The sequence below is a fragment of the Rugamonas sp. FW305-51 genome, from assembly GCF_058786935.1.
The window spans coordinates 102277-124481 of the sequence record NZ_JBYSZG010000001.1 but is presented as its reverse complement, the minus strand read 5'-3'; the positions used below and the strand labels follow the sequence as shown (position 1 = coordinate 124481).

The 22205-nt window shown below is 67.4% G+C and carries 12 protein-coding genes; 5 read left to right on the top strand and 7 right to left on the bottom strand.

Translation table 11 applies throughout. The annotated features are described in order from the left end of the window. Window positions 1–267: 267 nt before the first annotated feature. From AC3WOS_RS00485 to AC3WOS_RS00465, 5 genes are all read right to left on the bottom strand, one after another. The gene (locus AC3WOS_RS00485; protein WP_492713782.1) at window positions 268–1038 is read right to left on the bottom strand and encodes a flagellar regulator YcgR PilZN domain-containing protein; all 771 of its coding nucleotides are present in this window, start codon (window positions 1036–1038) and stop codon (window positions 268–270) included. Window positions 1039–1163: 125 nt separating this feature from the next. After that, window positions 1164–2558 (bottom strand): multicopper oxidase family protein, encoded by a 1395-nt coding sequence (locus AC3WOS_RS00480; protein ID WP_492713780.1) that lies wholly within the window; start codon window positions 2556–2558, stop codon window positions 1164–1166. 34 nt (window positions 2559–2592) lie between these two features. After that, window positions 2593–3969, bottom strand: a complete 1377-nt coding sequence (locus AC3WOS_RS00475) for a TolC family protein (RefSeq protein WP_492713778.1) — start codon at window positions 3967–3969, stop codon at window positions 2593–2595. A gap of 115 nt (window positions 3970–4084) precedes the next feature. Beyond that, window positions 4085–4408, bottom strand: a complete 324-nt coding sequence (locus AC3WOS_RS00470) for a hypothetical protein (RefSeq protein ID WP_492713776.1) — start codon at window positions 4406–4408, stop codon at window positions 4085–4087. A 137-nt stretch (window positions 4409–4545) separates the two neighbouring features. Further along, window positions 4546–5925: a helix-turn-helix domain-containing protein gene (locus tag AC3WOS_RS00465; protein ID WP_492713774.1), complete on the bottom strand. Its 1380-nt coding sequence runs from the start codon at window positions 5923–5925 to the stop codon at window positions 4546–4548. A gap of 341 nt (window positions 5926–6266) precedes the next feature. On the opposite strand from AC3WOS_RS00465, the gene AC3WOS_RS00460 reads away from it, so the two are divergent. Beyond that, entirely contained in the window at window positions 6267–9131 is a 2865-nt protein-coding gene (locus AC3WOS_RS00460) for a TonB-dependent receptor (protein ID WP_492713772.1), read from the top strand. A gap of 164 nt (window positions 9132–9295) precedes the next feature. Here the strand turns inward: AC3WOS_RS00460 and AC3WOS_RS00455 are convergent, their stop codons facing one another. Together AC3WOS_RS00455 and AC3WOS_RS00450 are read right to left on the bottom strand one after the other, a co-directional pair. Next, window positions 9296–11695 carry a TonB-dependent receptor plug domain-containing protein gene (locus AC3WOS_RS00455; RefSeq protein WP_492713770.1) on the bottom strand — a complete coding sequence of 800 codons (2400 nt, stop codon included), beginning with the start codon at window positions 11693–11695 and terminating at the stop codon, window positions 9296–9298. 342 nt (window positions 11696–12037) lie between these two features. Further along, window positions 12038–12949, bottom strand: coding sequence for a LysR family transcriptional regulator (locus AC3WOS_RS00450; RefSeq protein WP_492713768.1), 912 nt, complete (start codon window positions 12947–12949; stop codon window positions 12038–12040). A gap of 267 nt (window positions 12950–13216) precedes the next feature. On the opposite strand from AC3WOS_RS00450, the gene AC3WOS_RS00445 reads away from it, so the two are divergent. The 4 genes from AC3WOS_RS00445 to AC3WOS_RS00430 all read left to right on the top strand — a co-directional run bounded on the left by AC3WOS_RS00445 (window position 13217) and on the right by AC3WOS_RS00430 (window position 22203). Then, the gene (locus tag AC3WOS_RS00445) at window positions 13217–14272 is read left to right on the top strand and encodes a DUF1338 domain-containing protein (protein ID WP_492713766.1); all 1056 of its coding nucleotides are present in this window, start codon (window positions 13217–13219) and stop codon (window positions 14270–14272) included. After that, a complete protein-coding gene (locus AC3WOS_RS00440; protein WP_492713764.1) occupies window positions 14269–15675 on the top strand; it encodes an FAD-binding oxidoreductase in 1407 nt (468 codons plus the stop codon). Before AC3WOS_RS00445 ends, AC3WOS_RS00440 begins: the two co-directional genes overlap by 4 nt. A gap of 75 nt (window positions 15676–15750) precedes the next feature. Next, the gene (locus AC3WOS_RS00435) at window positions 15751–17232 is read left to right on the top strand and encodes an APC family permease (RefSeq protein ID WP_492713763.1); all 1482 of its coding nucleotides are present in this window, start codon (window positions 15751–15753) and stop codon (window positions 17230–17232) included. A gap of 273 nt (window positions 17233–17505) precedes the next feature. After that, entirely contained in the window at window positions 17506–22203 is a 4698-nt protein-coding gene (locus AC3WOS_RS00430) for a CHASE domain-containing protein (RefSeq protein WP_492713761.1), read from the top strand. Window positions 22204–22205: the final 2 nt, after the last annotated feature.

The following is a 22205-nucleotide window of genomic DNA, read 5'->3' as shown; positions in this document are numbered from 1 at the left end:
CTCCGTCACTAACATCTGAACGCCAGTGCCGTGAAAGTCTGATGTATTCGGTAACATTTATGGCCGTGGTGCGCGGTGTCGGCACATGTCGCCGGTCGAATTCACAATTGACGCGTCCAACTATTTTTTCGGCGCGGCGAAAAGAGCTGGCACAAATGCACACTCGGGTGCTGGGCGGCGCCACCGCCCGCAGCGGGGCGGCAAGCGGCGCGGCGCTGAACTGCTACGGAGGGCGCGGGGCGACGTGCCGGGACGACGGGCCCGCCGCTAGCGGGCAGCGTGCTTGAGCGCTTCGAGGACATGCTTGAGCTTGCTTTCCTCCTCCGGCGCCAGGCTCGTGATCATGCAGCCGAGGTGGATCTGTTCGCCCAGCAGGAAGGAACGGAACGGGCGCGTGTAGCGCACTTCCAGTTCGGCCACCTCGACGGTTTCGTCGCCCAGTTCCAGCAAGATGTCCTGCAGCTTGCGGCCCTTGATCAGCCCCTTGGCGTTGAGCTTGGCGCAGTGCAGGCTGAGCCCGCCCAGCGAGATATCGTAGATCGGCAGCTCGTACTCGGTGGTGTTGTGCATCACGAACGAGGCCATGCAGCTGATGCCGAGCGGCGTTTCAATGCGCTCGAAGGCGCGCCGGTTCAGCACCGCGCACGTTTCCGGGAACGTCATCGGGACGTGCTGCGGCTGGCCGGGCAGGGCGTTCCACTCCTGGCTGGACAGGCGAAACTGCAGCTTCGCGGAGCGCAGGCAGGTAACGAAGGTGACCTTGCCAGGCTGCAGGCTCATCCCTTCGTTCAACTCCATCACGAAATGCGGCAACTCGGGATCGACCGACAAGATCCGTCCCAGCACCACCTCGCGGCTGCCGGGGACGTACATCGAGATCGCGTCGCCGCTGGCGGCCAACTCGGTCAGCATGTCGCCGATCTCGTCTTCGCTCGTCATGTCATACGAGTTGGCCGCGGCCGGAATCTGGGTGATCGCGTCTTGTGGGCGTGGCGGTCCTTTGCGGACCGGGACGGCGTGGTGTTCGTTGAGTGGCATGGTGTGATGAATGAAATGTGAGACATGGTTTGGGTCTGTACATGAATTCATCATAGGCCGCATTTTGCCTAATGGCAATTTATTTCGGATTATGGAAAGGCCGCCTCCATCGGCGGCCTGTCCCCTCAATCGTGGCGGTGATGGCCTCCCTTGGTGACCTTGAACATGGGCGCTTCCGGCCCCCCCGACGTGGATGCGCCGGCGGGCGCCTGCGGCGCGGCCGGCATGGCCGCCGCGTCGCCCTGGAATTCGTAGGCCAGGGTGCCGGACGGATGGCGGTACCAGCCGGGATCGCGGTAGTCGTGCCGCCCCAGTCCCTTGCGCACCTTGACGGTGGTGAACATGCCGCCCATGCCGATGGCGCCGAACGGCCCGGTGCCCGTCATCATGGGCAGGGTGTTGTCGGGCAGGGGCATGGCCATCTGGCCCATGTCGGCCATGCCCTTGTCGCCCATGGCCATGTAGTCCGGCACCAGCCGGTTGATCTTTTCCAGCACGTCGCCCTGGTCCACGCCCAGCATGGTGGGCACGTCGTGGCCCATGGCGTTCATGGTGTGGTGCGACTTGTGGCAGTGGAAGGCCCAGTCGCCGGCATCGGTGGCGTCGAACTCGATGGCGCGCATCTGGCCGACGGCGATGTCGGTGGTCACCTCCGGCCAGCGTGCCGATGGCGGCACCCAGCCGCCGTCCGTCCCGGTGACGGTGAATTCATGGCCGTGCATGTGGATAGGGTGGTTGGTCATGGTCAGGTTGCCGACCCGGATCCGGACCCGGTCGCCCTGCGCCACGACCATGGGATCGACGCCGGGGAAGGCGCGGCTGTTGAAGGTCCACAGGTTAAAGTCAAGCATGGTGTTGACCTTGGGCGTGGCGCTGCCCGGCTCGATGTCGTAGGCGTTGAGCAGCAGGCAGAAGTCGCGGTCCACCGCCATGAAGCGCGGGTCCTTGGGGTGGGTGATCCACAGGCCCATCATGCCCATCGCCATCTGCGTCATTTCGTCCGCGTGCGGGTGGTACATGAAGGTGCCGGCCCGGCGCGCGACGAATTCGTAGACGTAGGTCTTGCCGGGCGCGATGCCGGGCTGGGTCAGGCCCGTCACGCCGTCCATGCCGTTGGGCAGGCGCTGGCCGTGCCAGTGGATGCTGGTGTGCTCGGGCAGCTTGTTGGTGACGAAGATGCGCACCCGGTCGCCTTCGACCACCTCGATCGTCGGTCCCGGCGACTGGCCATTGTAGCCCCACAGCTGCGCCTTCATGCCGGGCGCGATCTCGCGCACCACGGGCTCGGCGACCAGGTGGAATTCCTTGACGTTGTCCTTCATCCGCCACGGCAGGGTCCAGCCGTTGAGGGTGACGACCGGATTGTAGGGGCGGCCGTTGGGCGGCAGCAGGGGCGGCTGGGTGGCGGCGCTGCCCATGCTGGCTGCCTCGGGCAGCGCGGCGGCGCCGACCCGGCTCACCACGGCCGTGCTGACGGCTGCGGCGCCCGCGCCGCGGAAAAAGTCTCTGCGTGTAATCATTTCCGTGTTCCTTGTTCGGTGGTGGTGGCGGTCATCAACGGCTGGCGCGCGGGCTGTCGCCGTCGGCGCCGCCCGTCATCGCTGCCTGCAGGGCCGCATCGGCCAGCCAGAAATTGCGTTGCGCCTCGATCGCGGCGTTCACGCTCAGCACTTGTTCGCGGGCGTCGGCCAGCAGTTCGAACACGCTGGTGAGCATGCCGTTGTAGCGCAACAGCTGTTCGTCGGCGATGCGCTTGCGCAGCGGGACGATCTCGTCGCGGTAGTGGCGCGCCAGCGCATAGGCGTTGCGGTAGGCCGACCAGCTTTCGCGCACCTGCGAGCGGGCGTCGATGGCGCCTTGCGCCGTGCGGTGCAGCGCCTGCATGTACGCCGCTTCGGCGCGGGCCACGCGCGCGCTGCCCCAGTCGAACAGGGGCAGTTGCCATTCGATCTCGTAGCCGCGCGCGTGGCCGCCGTCGGCGCCCGTGTTGCGCTGGTAGCCCGCGTCGAGCACGTTGATGAAGCGGGTGCCGCGGGTCAGGCCCAGCGAATCGGCCAGCCCGGCCAGTTCTTTTTGCGCCATCAGGATGTCGACCCGGTTGGCCAGCGCCTGCGCTTCCGCGTCGCCCATCTCGCGCGGCGCGGCCGGCAGGTCGGGCAGGCGCTCGGGCAGCGTGAACGTGGCGCCCTGGCCGGACAGGCCCAGCAGCCGGACCAGCTGCTCGCGGGCGGCCACTTCCCCCTGGCGCGCCGCCGCCAGCTGGGCCACGGCGTCGGCCAGGAACACTTGCTCGCGGGCTTCGCGCAGCTTGCTCCAGTTGCCGGCGGCGGCCATGCGGCGCGCCAGTTCGGCGCTCGCCTCGGCCGCGCCGTTGACCTGTTCCAGATAGCCGGCCGACTGGCGCGCGGCCACGGCACCGTAATAGGCGCGCCGGGTCTGGTCGGCGATGCGCAGCACGTCGCCGGCCACGGCCAGCTGCGTTTGCTCGTAGCGGCGGCGCTCGATGCCGCGCGCGGCCGGCATGGTGAGGATGGCCATCACGGGCAGCATCAGCTTGCGCTCGATGTCTATGCCCTGGCCATCCGTCAGGCGCGAAAAGGTGAGGGTGGGGTTGGGCAGGCGGCCGGCCTGCACCAGGTCCGCTTCGGCGATGCCCAGTTCGGCGTAGCTGGCCTGCAGCTTGCGGTTGTTGAGCAGGGCGATGGCCACGGCGCTGTCGGCCGTCAGCGGCGTGGCGAGCAGGGTGGCGACCCGTTGGGCGGCGCTGCCGTCCGGCGTGGCGGCCATGCGCGCCAGTGGCTGGCCGGTGGCCGGCAGGGTGATCGCCTGTACGGCATCGAGGCCGCCATCGGGCGAGAAGGTGGCGCAGCCGCCCAGGGCGAGGGCCAGTGCGGCCGCTGTGGCGCGGCGCAAACCGGTGGAACAATGCATGGTGACTCCTAGTGCATGGGCGCAGGCCGGCAATCGGCCTGCGTGGCGGGAATGCGGCGGCGCGGGCGCCACGACCAGCCGGCAGGGCTGCCATGTGCGCCGGCCACGCGCGAACTCAGGCGGGGAGCGGGTGGGGCGGCCGTTCTAGGCCGCCGGGGATGTGCGCCGTGACGTGCATGACGCGGTAGGGGATGGCTTCGGAACCGAGCGGACGCACGCTGGCCAGCGCGCTCACCGGCACCGTGATGGCGAGACCGACGCAGCACGCTGCGCAGCTGCTGCATTTGGTGTTGCCGGCGTCTGTCTTGCATGGGCTCTGGCCGGAACCGGCGTGCATCGCGCAGCGGCCGTCGGGCGATTCCTGCGCTGCGGTGGCGGCAGGGTGCTGCGCCTTGCCGGCCGCGTGCTGGTGGGGCGCGGCGGTGATTGTCGCGGGCATGGTTGGGCCGGCGTGGCACATGAACATGGACACCGCCGCGTATCCCTGCAAAGGGAGCGCGGCCAGCAATAGCCAGAGCAGCAGTGTCTTGAGGTGGTTCATGGTGCGGCGAGTGTAGCACAGGGGCCAGGCGCACGTCATCCGGCGGCCGGCTCCGGGGCCGCTTCGCGCGCGCGGGCGTGCGTGGCCTCGCGCTTGTCCGTTTGCGCATGTTGTGCGCGCCATTGCGAGGGCGCCATGCCGCTGGCGTTCTTGAACGCCGCATTGAACGTGGACTTGCTGTTGAAGCCGGCCGCATGGGCCAGTTCCAGCAAGGTGTTGCCGGCATAGGCGGGGACGCGCATCATTTTCTGCACTTCGGCGATGCGCAAGCCGTTGATGTAGTCGAAAAAGCTCAGCCCCAGTATGTGGTTCAGGTATTGCGACAACAACTGGGGCGTGGTGCCTATCCGTTCGGCCAGCTCCGTCAGCCGCAAGTCGCTCTCGAGGTAATCGCGCTGCTGCGCCATGCGCCGTTGCAGCCGTTCGCCGATCAGGCGCCGGGCCGCGTCCGTCATGCCGGAGCGGGCGTATTTTTCCCGTTCCGCCGCCTCGGGCGATGCCATCTCTTCCACCGCCGGCGTGTCGGCGCGGGCAGCCGTCGGTGCGTGCACCGCAGTGGCCGGGGTGGGGGGCGGCTCGGCCGTCGCCCGGTTCGCGTCGTCGGTCGGCGGCGCAGGCGGCTGCGCGTGTGGCGGCGCGGCGCCGGCGGCGACCGTTGCATCCCCCGCCGCCGGCGCGTTTGCCTCCGCCGTCACTATGGCCGTTGCCGCCACCGGCAGCGGCGCCGCCGCAGCAGCAGCCGGCGCCGCGACCGGCACAAACACGGCGGACTGACGCAAGCCATACCAGCCTACAAAGTAGAAGGTGGCCAGCCGGCCCACGACGAACCACGTGGTCCAATCGCCATGCAACCGTACGGCCAATACCCAGCTGACCCACAATACCGCCAGCACGTAGGACAGCGTGGTCAGCCAGCGCAGGTCGTCCTGTCCGGCCGGCGCGCCGCTGCGCCGCAGCCGCAGCCGGTACTGGCGCAGGCGGTACAACACGGCAACCAGGTAAAACGCGCCCAGCACCTGGTAAGTGGTGGCCGATAAGGCGCCGTGCTCCCAGCGGGCGAAGGCCGGCGCGAGCGGGCTGCCCGGCGCCAGCGACAGCAGGGCGGCGCTCAGGTACAGGCCGGTGGGCACGAAATGGATGGACTGGAAGCGGCCGTTGCCCAGGCCGGTGAGGCTGCGCACGTAGCAGTAGTAGAAGGCATCCACACAGATGTTGGGCCAGTACATGCCATCGATCCATGGCATGCGCTGGTAGTGCAGGTAGTCCTCCAGCGAGGCGCAGGCGATGGTCAGCGCGTACAGCGCCAGCCACAGGTTGGCCGGCCGCCGGCGCCGCATCGCGATCAGCGGGATCACCAGGAACAGTCCCAGCACCCCGGCGCATAGTGACACGTTCTCGAGCAAAATGAGGTTCATTTGGCTACTTTCGTTAATAAGCCTGCAACTTCAAGCAACAGCACGCCATCAGGCGTCGTCCGTCTCGTTATGCGCCACGTCCGCGCCGATCCGTTCGGACGCGGCACCGATACCCCCTGTGGCGCCTTAACCTCAACCCGGGTACGCGCCGATCCGCTGGGACGAGCCAAACCGGAACCTCATACCAGACTGGTGTGGCGGATGCAGGCGTCATTGCCGGCGTTGGCCCGGGGAGGTTCCAAAACAGTCAGCAATCTTAGCATGATGCTATGTCTGATTGAATGGCAACACTAAATAGCAACACTAAATAGCAACACTTAATACTACTGGAGGAGCATTTGATGAGGTTAAGAATGAAATCGATCCCGTTGGCCGTGGCCCATATCCTGGCCACTGGCGCACTGACGGCGCTGTCGGCCCAAACGGCCCAGGCGCAGGAGGCAGCGGGCGACCAGGCCATCAAACGCGTGGTGGTGACCGGCTCCTACATCAGCCGTGCGGACCAGGAGACCCCTAGTCCGGTGCAGGTGATGACGGCGGCCGATCTGAAGAAATCCGGCTACACTACCGTATCGGAAGCGCTGCGCGACATCACGGCCAACGGCCAGGGCACCCTGAGCCAGGGCTTTAACGGCGCGTTCGCGGCCGGCGCCAGCGGCGTGTCGCTGCGCGGCCTGACCGTGGGCGCCACGCTGGTGCTGATCGACGGCCACCGCATGGCTCCTTATCCGCTGTCGGACGACGGCCAGCGGCCCTTCGTCGACATCACCTCCATTCCCATGGACGCGGTGGAACGCATCGAGATCCTGAAAGATGGCGCCTCGGCCGTGTACGGCTCGGACGCGATCGCCGGCGTGGTCAACGTGATCCTGAAAAAATCATTCCAGGGCACCAGCATCACGGCCGAAACGGGCACCACCCAGCACGGCGGCGGCGCCACCCACCACCTGGCCCTGATGCGCGGCTTTGACCTGTCGGAAAACACCAACGGCTATGTGGCCCTGGAATACCGCCACCAGGACCAGATCCGCCTGAACCAGCGCGATGGCGCGTGGACCCGCATGGACTGGTCGGCTGATCCGGGTGGGCGCGACCTGCGCCCCGGCGCCAGGAACAGCATCGTCTCCAACCCCGTTACCCGCACCCCGTATCTGCAGGATCCGGCGTTGGGCAGCACGGCCGGCGCCTACGCCTTCCTCGATAGTGGCTGCGACTTCGCCCGGCGCAATGCCAACCAGTGCGTGTTTACCAACACCTGGTCGCAGCTGCAGCCGACCTCGGAAAACCTGGACTTGCTGGCCAGCCTGACCAGCCGCCTGAACAGCGACTGGACGCTGGGCGTGAAAGCGTCGTACTTCGACAGCAAGAGCCAGCAGACCATACGGCCCAGCAACGTGCCGGTGGGCAGCTTTGCCGGCGTGACGGCCATCGGCCCCTACCGGGAACCGGCCATCGTCGGCGCCATCGACCCGGGTCTCTACACGGTACCGGCCACATATCCTGGTAACCCGTTCGGCCATGCCGTCAACGTGCGTGCCATCGTGCCCGACTCGCCGTTCCGGCGCACCGACGTCGATACCAAGTCCTATCGCGCCGTGGCCGATCTGAACGGCACGGTGGCTGGCTGGGATATCGCCGCCTCGCTGGGCCTGACCAGGGTCGAGACCAAGTCCACCTACCGCGGTTACATCAATCCGACCGCGCTGCTGCAGGCGCTCAACAACACGGCCAACCCGCTCAAGCTCACCGGCGGCAATAGCGCGGACGTGATGGCGTTGGTCACGCCCACGGTGTCGGGCAAGGCGACCGATGAACTGAACTTCATCGAACTGCGCGGCTCACGCGAGCTGGCCAAGCTCGATGGCGGTCCGCTCAGCCTGGGCACGGGCTTGAGCTTCGTACACAAGTCGCTGAACGCGCCCGATCCGGTCGAAGCGCAGAACGGCAGCGTGCTCTCCTTGCCTGCCGCCTATGCGATCGGCAAGGAGAACAATGCGGCGCTGTATGCCGAGCTGGCGGCGCCGGTGCTGAAGTCGCTGGAACTGGATGCGGCCGTGCGTGCCGACCACTACGATACCTACGGCCACTCGTACACGCCCAAGGTGGGATTCAAGTTCACGCCATCGTCCATGTTCTCGCTGCGTGGCACCGCGTCGCGTGGTTTCCGCGCGCCGTCGGCCACGGAGAACGGCATAGCCGGATCCCTGTTTGCGTTCAACACGATCCGCGACCCGGTCCTGTGCCCGGTGTCGAATGCCGATGGCAGCCCGAACACGGATTCGCCCCAGAACGTGCCGGCCCAATGCGAACTGAGCCCGACCTACCTGCAGACCACCAACAAGAATCTGCAACCGGAAAAATCGAAGTCCTACACCCTGGGCGTAATCATCGAGCCGATCAAGAACTGGTCGACCACCCTGGACTACTACAAGATCACGGTGGATAACCAGATCATCTCGATGTCCGCGCTGGCCAGTTTCGACCCGCTGCAATTTGCCACGCGCGGCGGGCCCGAGACGGTCACGTTTGGCGACGGCAGCACCGGCACCTCGTCGGTCGGCACCATCCAGTATATCTCCACGCCATATGTGAACGGCCAGACCACCTCCACCGCCGGCGCCGAGTTCGAATCGCGCTACCGCTTCAAGCTCAACGAAGCGGCCAAGATGACGATCGGCCTGCAGTGGACGCACATGTTCAACTACAACATGACCCTGAACGGCAAGACCTACAACCTGGCCGGCACCCACGGCCCGGCCATCGTCTCGGGCGACACCGGCAATCCGAAGGACCGCGCGCAGTTCACGCTGTCCTTCGACCAGGGACCGTTGACGGTCAGCGCCACGACCAACTACATCAGCGGCTTTGATGTGACCGATCCGTCCAACGGCTTGACCGATTGCGACAGCAGCCTGCAGGCGAACAATTCGCGCTGGAAGGCGGGCCAGTCGCCGGCGCAGTACTGCAAGGTGCCGTCGTTCACCTACACCAACCTGTCGATGTCGTATCAGTTCAACAAGGCGTGGACGCTGAACGGTTCGATCACCAACCTGTTCGACAAGGCGCCTCCGATCGACGCGCAAACCTATGGCGGCACCGGTATCAATGGCAGCAGCAACGGCACCGGCCTGGCCTACAACCCGTCGCTGCACCAGACGGGCGCGGTCGGCCGCTTCTACAGCGTGGGCCTGAACTACAAGTTCTAACCCAGCCTAAGCCGGCGCGCGCGTAACGGCGCCGGCAAAACAGAACGGCGCCCCTGCGTTTGCAAGGGGCGCCGTTTTTTTCATCAAAATGGGGTACGTCCCCATTGTTTTTAATCGCCGCCCCGTTTTCGATTAACGAAAACCGGGGACGTAACACGGTTTATTTAGAACTTGTGCCACAGGCGGGCGAAGTACGAGGCGCCGTTCAGGCCGAACTGCACGCTGTCGTACACGAAGCCGTTGTCCGTCTCGTCCGGATTCTGGCGCGTAGGCTTGACGTTGAAGATGTTGGCGCCGCCCACCGTCAGCTTGGTGTTCTCGCTGAAGGCGTAGGTGAAGGCCAGGTCGGCCGAAGTCTTGGCTTCGTAGTGGGCGTTGGGTACGCCGGCCGCCGTGCCGGAGAAGGTGCCCAGCGTCTGCGGACCGAAGTGGATGATCTTGAAGTCCGTGTCGACCTTGCCCAGCAGGTAGTCGAAGCCCAGCGTGGCCTTGCGGCGCGGGCCGCCCTGTTCGATGAACAGGCGCTCGCGCTCGGACAGCAGCACGTCCTCGTAGCCCTTGAGCGAGGCAGGCGCCTTGATACCCGTCACTTCCGTCTTGCTGAAGTTGGCGGCCAGGAAGGTGGTCAGCTTGCCGGCGCCCACGTTGGTCTTGTTGGACACGGTCAGGTCCAGGCCTTGGGTACGGGTGTTGATGGAGTTGACGAAGAACTGGGCCTGGCCCACGCCCAGGTTGGACAGGATGGCGCCCAGGGCAGGGTAGTTGTCGGCGTCGAAGCGGCCCGACAGCACGATGCGGTCGTCGATCTTGATGCGGTACAGGTCGGCCGTCACCGAGGTGTTTTTGGTCGGGGTCCAGGTCGTGCCCAGCGTGTAACTCTTCGACTTTTCCTCCTTCAGGGGCGGGATGCCGGCGGCGTTGGCCACCGTGCCGCCGTTCGGTGCCAGCACCACGTCCTTCGGCTGGCCGCTGATGAAGTCGGTGAAGGTGGACGAGAAATACATCTGCTGCAGCGACGGCGCGCGGAAGCCGGTGGAGGCCGAGCCGCGCAGCAGCACGTCATTGCTGACGCTGAAGGCACCGGCCAGCTTGCCGGTGGTGGTGGAGCCGAAGTCGCTGAACTTCTCGTAGCGCAGCGCCGTCTGCAGTTTCAGGCGGTCCGTCACGTCGGCCTCGACGTCGAGGTAGGCGGCCATGCTGTGGCGGCGCTTGTCGGTGGCGTCGCCGGGCTGGAAGCCGGGGAAGCCCTGGCTGCCGGCGTTGCCGCCGAAGCCCACGCCGTCGGCGTCGATGTAGGAGCCCGGTTCGCCGGCGAAGATCTTGTAGGTCTCGGTGCGGTATTCGGCGCCGAAGGCCAGGTTCAGGCCGTGCATGATGCCGTCGTACAGGCGGCTGAAGTCCAGGTTGGTGGTCTGCTGCAGGAAGGAGAAGCCGCCCGCCTTGAAGTTGTCGGGGCTGATGCCCTTGCCGCCGGCCAGCAGGTCCTTGTACGCGATGGAGGCATTCAGCGTGTGGCTGATGTCGTACATCATCTTGTTGTAGCCGGCCGTCTGCGACAGGTCGGCGTTCCACTCGCCGAAGCGGGTGCGGTAGCCCAGCGTGCCGTACTGGTCGTCGATGGTGGCGTTGATGAAGGGGACGAAGCCGTCCGGGTACATGGCGGCCGAATTGCGGGTCGGAATATCGTCCGTGCCGTTGCGGGCCCAGGCTGCGCTGGAGGCGTCGCGGGTCTGGGCGCCGGCCGTGAAATACAGGTGGCCGTCGCCGCCCATCGGCAAATCGCCGTTGGCGTACAGGGTCTTGTTGCGGGCCTTGGTGTCGCCGATGATGCGCGGGTTGCCCGGTTCGGCGCGGTTGGAGCGGCCCCGGTCCAGGTATTCGCCCGTGATGCCGACCACGCCCTTGTCACCCACCTGCAGGCCGCAATAGGCCGAGGTCATATAGTTCTTGCCGTCGCCCACCGAGTATTCGCTGAAGCCGGCCACCGCTTCGCAGCCCACATTGCGTTTCAGGTCGATGTTGATCACGCCGGCGATGGCATCCGAGCCGTATTGGGCGGCGGCGCCGTCGCGCAGCACCTGCACGTTCTTGATGGCCAGCAGGGGAATGGCGTTCATGTCCGTGCCCGTGTTGCCGCGGTTGCGGGCGCCGAACAGGTTGACCAGGGCCGTCGTGTGGCGGCGCTTGCCGTTCACCAGCACCAGGGTTTGGTCGGAACCGAGGCCGCGCAGGGCGGCCGAGTCGACCAGGTCGGCGCCGTCGGCACCGGTCTGGCGGGTCGAGTTGAACGAGGGCGACACATAGGTCAGCGACTGGGCCAGGTCGAACTGGGCGCCCTGTTCGGCGGCCTTGGTCATGGGGATGAAGTCGACCGGCAGCGCCGTTTCCGTGGCCGAGGCGTTGGCGCGGCGGGTGCCGACCACGTTCACGGTCTGCACGGTGTCGTCCTGCTTGGCGGCCGGGGCGGTGGTCTGGGCATAGGCGGCCGGGGCCAGGCTGGCCAGGGCTGCGCTGCCATACAGACTGATCAGCACTGCGCGCCGCAAGAGGGTGGGGGTAAGCATGGTGTCTCCGTATTGTCGTAGGCATGAGCCGGGGCATGCGTATGGTGCCGGCTGGCCGGGCCCGGTGCCGGCGGCAAATTTGCCACGGTTTCCGGTGCTTCGGTCAGTTGATTATTCGGCACGCATTGCGCGGCATCAATGGAAATGTTTTCCGCGCTATATTCCGGATTGGAATATTAGAGGAGGGCGGCAGGACAAGGGGGCGTGCGCGGGCGCGGCTTGGCCCTGCGTCCGGACTCGCTTGTAGGAAAGTAGCAACAAGAAACGAGGCGTATCGCCGTGCGACTGCTGCATGCGCTGCCCGGCGGCGGTACGGCGGCGGCCGGCGTCCCGGCCCCGTCGTCAGTCGGCGGCGGCGGCCCGCTCGCGCTCGTGCTGCTCGAGCAGCCAGCGCTTGAAGGTGATCACGCCCGGCAGTATCGCCTTGCGCTTGGGGTAGATCAGGTAGTAGGCGCTGTCGGACTGCTGCTCCGGCGGGAACAGCTCGACCAGGGCCTGGCGCTTGATCTCGTCGGCCACGAACATGGCCGGCAGCAGGCCGATGCCCAGGCCGGCCTTGGCCGCTTCCACCGCCATCGAGAACAGCTCGAAGTGCAAACCCTGCTCCTTGGGCGGGGCGGCGATGCCGTGGGCGTCGAACCAGTTGGGCCAGCTGTCCGAGCGCGAGGTCTGGTGCAGCAGGGTGTAGGCCGTGAGGCCGGCCATGTCGGCCGGGCGGCCGTGGCGCGCGATGAAGCCGGGACTGCACACGGGCACCAGCGTCTCGCTCGACAGCCGGTGATGTTCGCACTGGGGCCAGCCGGGGCGGCCGAACACGATGCCGGCGTCGATGCCCGTGCCGCCGAAGTCCACCCGGCTCAGCTGGATCTTCAGGTTCAGGGTCAGGCCCGGATGGGCTTCGTACAACAGCGGCAGGCGCGGCACCAGCCACTTGGTGGCGAAGGTGGGGAACACGGCCAGGTTGAGCACGCCGCCGCCGTCGCGCGAGCCCAGCACTTCCTGCATCACCCCTTCCAGCTCGTCCAGGCAGGGCGGCAGGCGGGCCCACAGCAGCTCGGCGGCGGCCGTCGGCACCAGCCCGCTGGCCTGGCGCTCGAACAGGGGCTGCTCGAAATACGCTTCCAGCGCCAGGATCTTCTTGCTCACGGCGCTCTGGGTCAGGGCCAGCGCGTTGGCGGCGGCGCTGATGTTTTGCAGCTTGTACACCATTTCGAAGGCGTGCAGGGCGGACAGGGAGGGCAGGTTGAGGCGCATGGCGGTGGACTGACAGTGGTCGGACGGTGGGCGAACTTGGCGTGAATTTGGGGCGAATCTGGCCTGGAATCTGGCTTCGAATCAGGCTTCGAATCAGACCTGAAAACGGTGCTAAAACGATCTCAGCCGCCATTGTCCCGCATCCGGGCCAAAAAAGGTATTCTCAAATGGAATAGGGGGTCGAAATCATTTCGCTTGTGGCCGGTCGGGACGGTAAAGAATAATCGGCTCAACTTCAACGTATGCGGCAGTGCTGCTTTTTTGACCATGACCACACTCGACTACCTCCTGACCTCCTGCATCGGCGCCGCCGCTACCGCCCGCATGACCCGTTTGATGCACGTGCCGGCCGAATTGAGCGACGCGCCCGGCAACGGCGACGCCACCCTGGCCGTGACCCGCGCCGAAATCGCCTACGCCATGAACGTGCTGCTGTTCCGCGACCTGCTCGAGCGCGTCCCGGAAGGCAAGGCCTACACGGAAGACGCCGTGGCCAGCGGCCGCCGGGTGTTCTTCGACCACGGCGCCGTGCGCTCGGTGAAGATCGCCGCCAACGGCCAGCTGCCGTGCGGCGAAGCGGCCATTACCCGCTTCCTGGCGCCGCTCGGCTATCGCCTCAACGAAAACTACCCGCTGCCGCGCCTGAAGATGATGGGCCGCGCCTACGTGCACGCCGACCTGCCGGAAGACATACCCCAGTTCTTCGTCAGCGAACTGGAAGTGGAGCGCTTCTCGCCCGAATTCCAGGCCGCCGTGGGCCGCGTGGTGGCCAGCTCGGTCGATCCGCTCGATGCGCGCGAGCTGGCCCTGCTCAAGGAACTGGAAGCTGAACGCAGCCTGCCGCTGGCCGACGCCGTGGCCCTGCTGCAGTCGCTGGTGCGCTGCTTCGGCCGCCAGCACGACGTGCCGGCCCTGGACGACTACGAACTGCTGCTCAAGGAATCGCAGGAAATGGCATGGATCGCCACCGAAGGCAACGCCTTCAACCACGTGACGGACCGCGTGCCCGATCTGTACGCGCTGTCGGCCGAGCAGCAGCAACTGGGCCGCTCGATCAAGCCCGCCATCGAGGAAGCGGCGCGCGGCACCATGCGCCAGACGGCCTACCGCGCGGCCCAGGTGGACCGCGTGTTTCGCACCGCGAACGGCTGCGTGGTGCGCCGCGTGCCCGGCTCGTTCTACGAATTCATCTCGCGCGACCGCGTGCGCAACGCCGACGGCGAGGACGTGCTGGACCTGGGCTTCGACAGCAGCAACGCCACTGCCATCTTCAAGATGACGTCGGCCGACGGCGCGGCGCCAACCATGGCCAAGGCGGCATGAGCGGCCCGCTGCTCGCCCAGCTGGACGGCCTGCTGGGACAGACCGGCATGCTGACGGCCAGCGCCGACTGCGCGCCCTACGTGCAGGGCGCCCGCTACGGCCAGGGCGTGGCCGTGGCCGTGCTGCGGCCGGCCACGCCGGAGCAGGCCGAAGCGGCGCTGTCGCTGCTGCATGCGCACGGCGCGCCGTTCGTGCTGCAGGGCGCCAACACGGGCCTGGTGGCGGCGGCCACGCCGGACGCCAGCGGCCGGCAATTCGTCTTCAGCCTGGACCGGCTCAAGGACAACATCACCATCGACGCCGACGAGCGCACGGCCACCGTGGGCGCCGGCGTGCGCCTGTCGGAACTGAACGAGGCGGCGGCCGCCATGGGCCTGTGCTTCCCCATCGACCTGTCGGCCGACCCCACCATCGGCGGCATGATCGCCTCCAACACGGGCGGTGCGCGGCTCATCAAGTACGGCGACGTGCGCGCCAACCTGTGCGCGGTGGATGCCTGGCTGCCGGAACGGGGCGGCATGCTGCGCTTTGGCAGCGCGCTGCGCAAGAACAATACCGGGGTCGATTTCAAGCAGCTGCTGTGCGGTACGGGCGGCGCCTTCGGCGTGATCCTGCGCGCCACCGTGCGCCTGCATCCGCTGCCGGCGCAGCGTGCCACGGCGCTGGTGGTGCCATCCTCCAGCGCGGCCGTGATGCCGCTGCTGGCCGCGCTGGAACGGGATCTGCCGGAGTTTATCGCTTCCGTCGAAGGCATGTCGCAGCAGGCCATGCAGGCCGTGTTCCGCAACGTGCCGTCGGTGCGTAATCCCTTCCCCGGCGGGCAGGTGCCGCCGTACGCGCTGCTGGTCGAGCTGAGCACCTCGCTGCCGGCCCGCGTGCTGGCGCTGGACGAAGTGCTGCAGAACGCATTGGGCGCATTGATGGAGCAGGACTTGCTGGCCGACGCCCTGTTCGGCGACCAGGACATGTTGTGGAGCCTGCGGCACGGCATCAGCGACGCGCTGCGCCATGAAGGCCGCGTGATCGCGTTCGACATCGCGCTGCCGCGCAAGCACTGGGCGCCGTTCCGCGCCTGGGGCCAGGAGTGGCTGGCAGCGTCCTACCCGGGCGTGCGCATCTGCGACTTCGGCCACGTGGCCGACGGCGGTCTGCACTACAACCTGGTGGCGCCCAAGACGGGGCCGCAGGCGCTGGACGACGACGCCATCGCCGCGCTGCGCACCACGCTGCTGGACGCGGTGGTGCAGCGCTACGAGGGCAGTTTCAGCGCCGAACATGGCATCGGCCCGTACAACCGGGCCTATTACCAGCGCTACACGCCGGCGCCCGTGCGGCGCCTGGCCGGTGAGCTGCAGGCGGCCATGATGCCGGCGCTGCAGTGGCGTAACGTGCATTTCGACTGACGGGATAAGTCAGGGTAGCAGGCGCGTGGCCGCCCGGCCGCGCGCCAATTCGATTCCTTCGAGACAGGACGATGAATGATGCAAGCGTTTGCCCGACAACTGTGCCGCACCAAGCCCGTCGCCGCCGATAGCGGGGCGGGCCCGGAACGCTCGGCCCACGGCCTGGGCCGCACGCTGGGCCTGTTCCCGCTGACCATGATAGGGGTGGGCGCCACCATCGGCACCGGCATCTTCTTCACCCTGGTCGAAGCGGTGCCCAAGGCGGGACCGTCCGTCATCCTGGCCTTCCTGCTGGCCGCGCTGACGGCGGGGCTGACGGCCCTGTGCTATGCGGAGCTGTCGTTCCGCATTCCGGCCGCCGGCTCGTCCTATTCCTTCGCCTACGCCACCGTGGGCGAATTTGCCGCCTTCATCATGGCCGCCTGCCTGCTGCTCGAATACGGGCTGGCGGCCAGCGCCACGGCCATCGGCTGGTCCGACTACCTGAACAACTTCCTCGTCAACGCCTGCGGCTGGCATATTCCGGCCGCGCTGCGCTCGCCCATGTTTGCCTCCGGCCCGCACGGCACGGAGTTCCATCCGGGCGCCATCAACCTGCCGCCCATGCTGCTGGTGGTGATGTGCGGCTACCTGCTGTTGCGGGGCACGAAGGAGTCGGCCACGGCCAACGCGGTGCTGGTGCTGATCAAGCTGGCCATCATCATCTTCTTCGTCGTGATCGCGTTCTCCGGCTTCGACGCGGCCAATTTCCATCCGTTCTTTAACAGCGATAACAGCAAGGGCTACGCCGGCATGGCCGGCGTGACGGCGGCTGCCGGCACCGTGTTCTTTTCGTTCATCGGCATCGACACCATCGCCACGGCGGGCGAGGAGGTGAAAAATCCCAAGCGTAACGTCCCCGTCGGCATCCTGGCCGCGCTGGTGATCGTCACCGTGTTCTACCTGCTGGTGGCGGTGGCCGCCGTGGGCGCCCAGCCGGCCCGCATGTTCGACGGCCAGGAAGCAGGGCTGGCCGTCATCGTGCAGAACGTTACGGGCAAGGCGTGGCCGGCGCTGGTGCTGTCGGCCGGCGCCGTGGTGTCGGTGTTCTCCGTGACGCTGGTGACCATCTACGGCCAGACCCGCATCCTGTTCGCCATCTCCTGCGACGGGCTGATACCGAAGGTGTTCCAGCAGGTCCATCCGCGCACGCTGGCGCCGGTCAACAACACGCTGATCGTGTGCCTGGCCGTGGGGCTGACGGCGGGCCTGGTGGACGCCACCTTCCTGTGGGACATGGTGAGCATGGGCACGCTGACGGCCTTCATCGTGGTGGCCATCGCCGTACCGGTGATGCGCCACAAGGGCATAGGCGCCGACGTGGACGGCTTCCGCGTGCCGTTCGGCCCCTACCTGGTGCCGGCGCTGAGCATCGTAGCCTGCCTGTTCATCATGAAGGACTTGTCGGCCGCCACATTCCACGTGTTTTTCGTGTGGATGGGGATTGCCGTGGCCGCCTATTTCGCCTACGGCTTGCGTAACTCGCGCCTGAACCCGCCGCTGCGGCCGGCGGCCTGAGCGGCGTGAGCGGCCTGAGCGGCCCGAGCGGCCCGAGCGGCCCGAGCGGTCGGCGCGGCCAGCGCACGGCCATCCTGCGCCGCCGCGCCCGCCCGGAGTCGCCTGCCATGTAGGGGCGCGCCCTGGCGGGCGGCATGGCGTCAAGGTCGCAGCTGATATAACAACGACCGCTATCCAGCCGGGGGCACAATGTTGTACTGTGGCGTAGTGACAGCCACGCGCGCCCGGCATTGCCCGATTGCCTCTGGCCGGCCCGGACCCTGGAGGAGAGCATTGAACATCAAGCTGACGTGGCGTGCCTTCCTGCTGTCGGCGGGACTGGGGCTGGCCTATTACGCCGCGGCCCGGCTCGGCCTGGCGCTGGCCTTTGCCCATACCAATGCGTCGCCCGTGTGGCCGCCGTCGGGCCTGGCCCTGGCCGCCATGTTGCTGCTGGGATCGGGGTGCTGGCCCGGCGTGCTGGCCGGCGCCCTGGTGGCCAATCTGGTCGAGTTCACGGCCAATGGCGCGCTCAGCGGTGTGACCGCCGTCACCGTGTCGGCCGTCATTGCGGCCGGCAACACGCTGGAAGCGCTGGCCGGCGCGTGGTTGCTGCGCCGTATCGCCGGCCCGGCGCCAACGCTGGACCGGCCCACCATGGTGTATGCCTTTGCGGCCGTGGCGGCGGGGGTGGCACTGATCGGCGCCACCATCGGCGTCTCCAGCCTGGGGCTGGCCCATGTGGTGCCGGCGGCGGCGATCCGCAAGGTGGCCTGGATCTGGTGGCTGGGCGACACGGCCGGCATGATGGTCATTACCCCGTTGTGCCTGGCCTGGCTGCGTCCCGGGCGGGGCTGGCGCTGGGACGGCCGGACGGTGCTGATCACGGTGGCCGGCCTGGGCGTGCTGGGCTTGACGCTCAATCTGTTGTTCGGGCGCCACTATAACGTCGACCTGTCCTATCGCGCGCTGGCCTTCCTGCTGCTGCCCACGCTCAGCTGGACTTCCTATCGCTATGGCATGCGTGGCATTACGCTGTTGTTGCTGCTGGTGTCGGGAGCGGCCGTGGTGGGCACCACCAAGGGGCTGGGGCCGTTTTCGGCCGGCACGCTGGACGACGCCCTGTTCGGACTGGAGATCTTTATCGGCCTGTGCAGCATGGTGGGCATGGTGCTGGCGTCGGACCGGCACATGCATGGCCGGCCTGCCGGCCACGGCGCGGGTGGCCAGGGCCGGGGCGGCCTGCTCTACATGCTGCACTGGACGGTGTTGCTGGTGTGCCTGGCACTGACCATCCTGGTCTGGCAATTTGTGGTGGCCAGCACGGAGCAGCGCGCCAATGAGCTGTTTCAGGCCCATCTGGCCGATATCCGCAACCGGGTCGGCGAACGGATGGGAACCTACGCCCAGGCCCTGACCGGCGGGCGGGCATTGTTCCGAGCTTCGACCAAGGTCACCCTGGCGGACTGGCAGGACTACACGGGCAGCCTGGAACTGGAGAAAAAATATCCGGGCATCCAGGTGCTGGGGATGGCCGAGCATACCCGCGACAAGGGTACGCTCGAGCGTGCCGTGCGGGCGCAGGGGGAGAGTGCATTTCGCATCTGGCCCGACGGCCAACGTGACGAATATGTGCCGGTGGTCTATCTCGCGCCCAAGGACGGGGGCAACCAGCGCGCCCTCGGTTACGACCTGATGTCCGAACCGGTGCGTCGCGCCGCGCTGGTGCGGGCCATCGAAACGGGCACGCTGACCACCTCGGGCAAGGTGACGCTGGTGCTCGATATGGAGCGCGGGCAGCAGCCGGGGTTTCTGATGTTCGTCCCCATCTTCCGCAAGGGGGCGCCGCAGGGCACCTGGGAGGAGCGGCATGAGGCGCTGGAACGCTACGTGTATGCCGCGTTCCGGATGGAGGACCTGATGCGCGGCATCTACAGCCGGCCCGATATGACGGTGCGGCTGGAAGTGTTCGACGGCCAGTCCACCTCGCCCGAAGCCTTGCTGTACGCCGGCGCCCGCGCGCCCGGCGCGGATGAGGCCCAGTATCCCAATCCCTACACGGGCACGGCCACGCTGCAGGTGGGCGATGCCTTCTGGACCTTGCGGCTGACGTCGCTGCCAGCGTTCGAGCGGGCCATCGACCGCGACAAGGGCCTGATCGTGCTGATCTCGGGTATGTTGATCAGCCTGTTGTTCTTCAGCGTGGTGCGGGCGCTGACGGCAAACCGGGCCGAGGCGCTGGCGCTGGTCATGGCCAGCACCAGCGCGCTGCGCCAGTCAGAGAACAAGTTCGGCGCGCTGGTCGAATCGGCGATCGGCTTTTCCATTATCTCGACCGACCTGGACGGCATCATCCAGGTGTTCAGCCCCGGCGCCGAGCGCATGCTGGGCTACACGGCCGGCGAGATGGTGGGCCGGCAGAGTCCGGCCATATTGCACGTGGCCGACGAGGTGGCGCGGCGCGGCGGCGAGCTGACGCAGCAATATGGCCGCATCATCGCCGGCTTCGACGTATTCGTGACGCTGGCCAGGATGGGCTTGCCGGAAACACGGGAATGGACCTATGTGCGCAAGGATGGTTCGACCTTGCCCGTGTTGCTGACCGTGACGGCCATCACGGGCGAGGGCGGCGCCGTGACCGGCTTTCTCGGCATCGCCAACGACATCACCGAGCAAAAGCAGACCGAAGCGGCCCTGCTGGCGGCCAAGCTGCGGGCCGACGCGGCCAGCGACGCCAAGAGCGAATTCGTGGCCAACATGAGCCACGAATTGCGCACCCCGCTGAACGCCGTGCTGGGCCTGGCCGAACTGCTGGCGCAGACGCCGCTCAACGGCGAGCAGCACAAGGACCTGGGCATGCTGCGCAGGTCGGGCAAGACGCTGCTGGGGATACTGAACGACATCCTCGACTTTTCCAAGATCGAGGCTGGCCACATGGAGCTGTCGCTGGCCCCGTTCGCCGTCGATGAACTGCTGGCGACGGTGGCCATGATGATGGGCGCCAGCGCCGGCGGCAACGATATCGAACTGGCCGTCGACGTCGATCCGGCCACGCCGGCGCTGCTGGTGGGCGACGCCTTGCGGCTGCAGCAGGTGCTCGTCAACCTGGCTGGCAATGCCATCAAGTTCACGCCCAGCGGCAGCGTGACGGTGGCGCTGCACAGCACGGTGTTGCCCGATGGCCTGGTAGCGCTGCGCTTCGTCGTGCGCGACACGGGCATCGGCATGTCGGACGAACAGGTGGGACGGCTGTTCATGCCCTTTACCCAAGCCGACTCGTCGATGACGCGCCGCTTCGGCGGCACCGGCCTGGGGCTAGCCATCTCGCGCCGCCTGGTCGAGCTGATGGGAGGCACCATCACGGTGGCCAGCCGTCCGGGCGAGGGCAGCGTGTTCATGGTCGCGTTGACGCTGCCGCAGGCGGTCCAGGCAGTGCAGGCGATACAGGCAGTGCAGGCGGCCCCGGGCGATGCCGGCCCCGGACGCGAGGTACTGCTGATCGCGCCGCAGTCGCTGTCGCGCCAGGCCCTGCACCACGCGGTGCGGCGCGCCGGTTGGCATGTCGGTGATGGTGATGATGGCGGCGATGACGGAGCCGCGGCGCTGGCCTGGCTGCGCGGGGACGGACCGCCGCCGCCGCTGCCGCCGCTGGATGTGGTGGTGCTGGACTGGCGCGTCTGTGCCGGCGGCACGGCGGCGGCGATGGTGCAACGCTTGCGCGGGCAGGGCGCGGTACTGGTGATCCTGCTGGTCAGTTGCCCGCAGCGGGCGCGGATGGGGGGCGATGCCTGGCAGCTCGGTTTCGACGGTGTGCTCGACGAGCCGGCCACCACGGCCAGCCTGGTGGCCTGCGTGCAGGAGGCCGACCGGCGGCGGGCGGCGGCCGGCCAGGCAGAACAGGCCATGGCGGCAGGCGCGCAGTTCCAGGGCCACGTGCTGCTGGTGGAAGATAACGACACCAACCAATACATCGCCCGCGCCATGCTGGCTGGACTGGGGTTGACGGTGGAATGCGCCGACAATGGCCGCCAGGCCGTCGAACTGCTGCGGGCACGGCCCGCCGATTTCCAGCTGGTGTTGATGGATGTGCAGATGCCGGTGATGGACGGGTTCGCGGCCACCGGTGCCATACGCAAGGAACTGGGGCTGCGGTTGCCTGTGATCGCCATGACGGCCGGGGTGATGGCGACCGAGCGTGACCGCTGCACGGCGGCGGGCATGGACGATTTCATCGGCAAACCGGTGGAGTCGGAACTGCTGCGCACGGTGCTGGCGCGCTATCTGGCGCCCAAGGATGGCGTGGCGACGGGGCCTGGGACTGGCGTCGCTGGCGTGGCCGAACCGGGGGATGGCGTGTTCGACCTCCAGCCCCTGCTGGACGTCATCGGCAACTACCCCGGCCACCTGGAAACGATGCGCCAGCTGGTGGGCCAGTTTGTCGAAGCCGGCACGGCCGCCATCGATGGCGCGCAGCTGGCGTGGCAGGACGGTCATCGTGCCGAGGCCGCCGCCACACTGCACACGGCGCGCGGCTCGGTCGGCTCGCTGGGGGCCCGACGCTTCGTCAGCGCCTGCCTGGCGCTGGAGGCGGCCCTGCGCGAGGGCGATGACGGCCAGGCCGCTACCCTGTTTGCGCCCGTGAAAACGGAACTGCAGGCGACGCTTGCCGCCGCCGCCGCGTGGCTGGCCGGCGGCGGGCAGGCGGCCGGCAATGCGGATGGCGCGCCGACGGCAGGTAATGTGGATGGAAAACCGGCCGCCGGCAGCGCGGATGGTGCGCCAGCGGCCGGCGGCACGGAAGGCGCGCCGGCGGACGACACGCTGGCCCTGTTCAAGCAGCGCCTGGCCGAGCGCAACATGGCGGCGATGGCGATTTACGACACGCTGCGGCCATCGCTGTCGCAAACGCTGGGTGTGGCGCGCGCCGAGGCGTTGGACGCGGCCTTGAACCAATTTGATTTCGATGCGGCTTTGCTCTTGCTAGCGGCTTGATC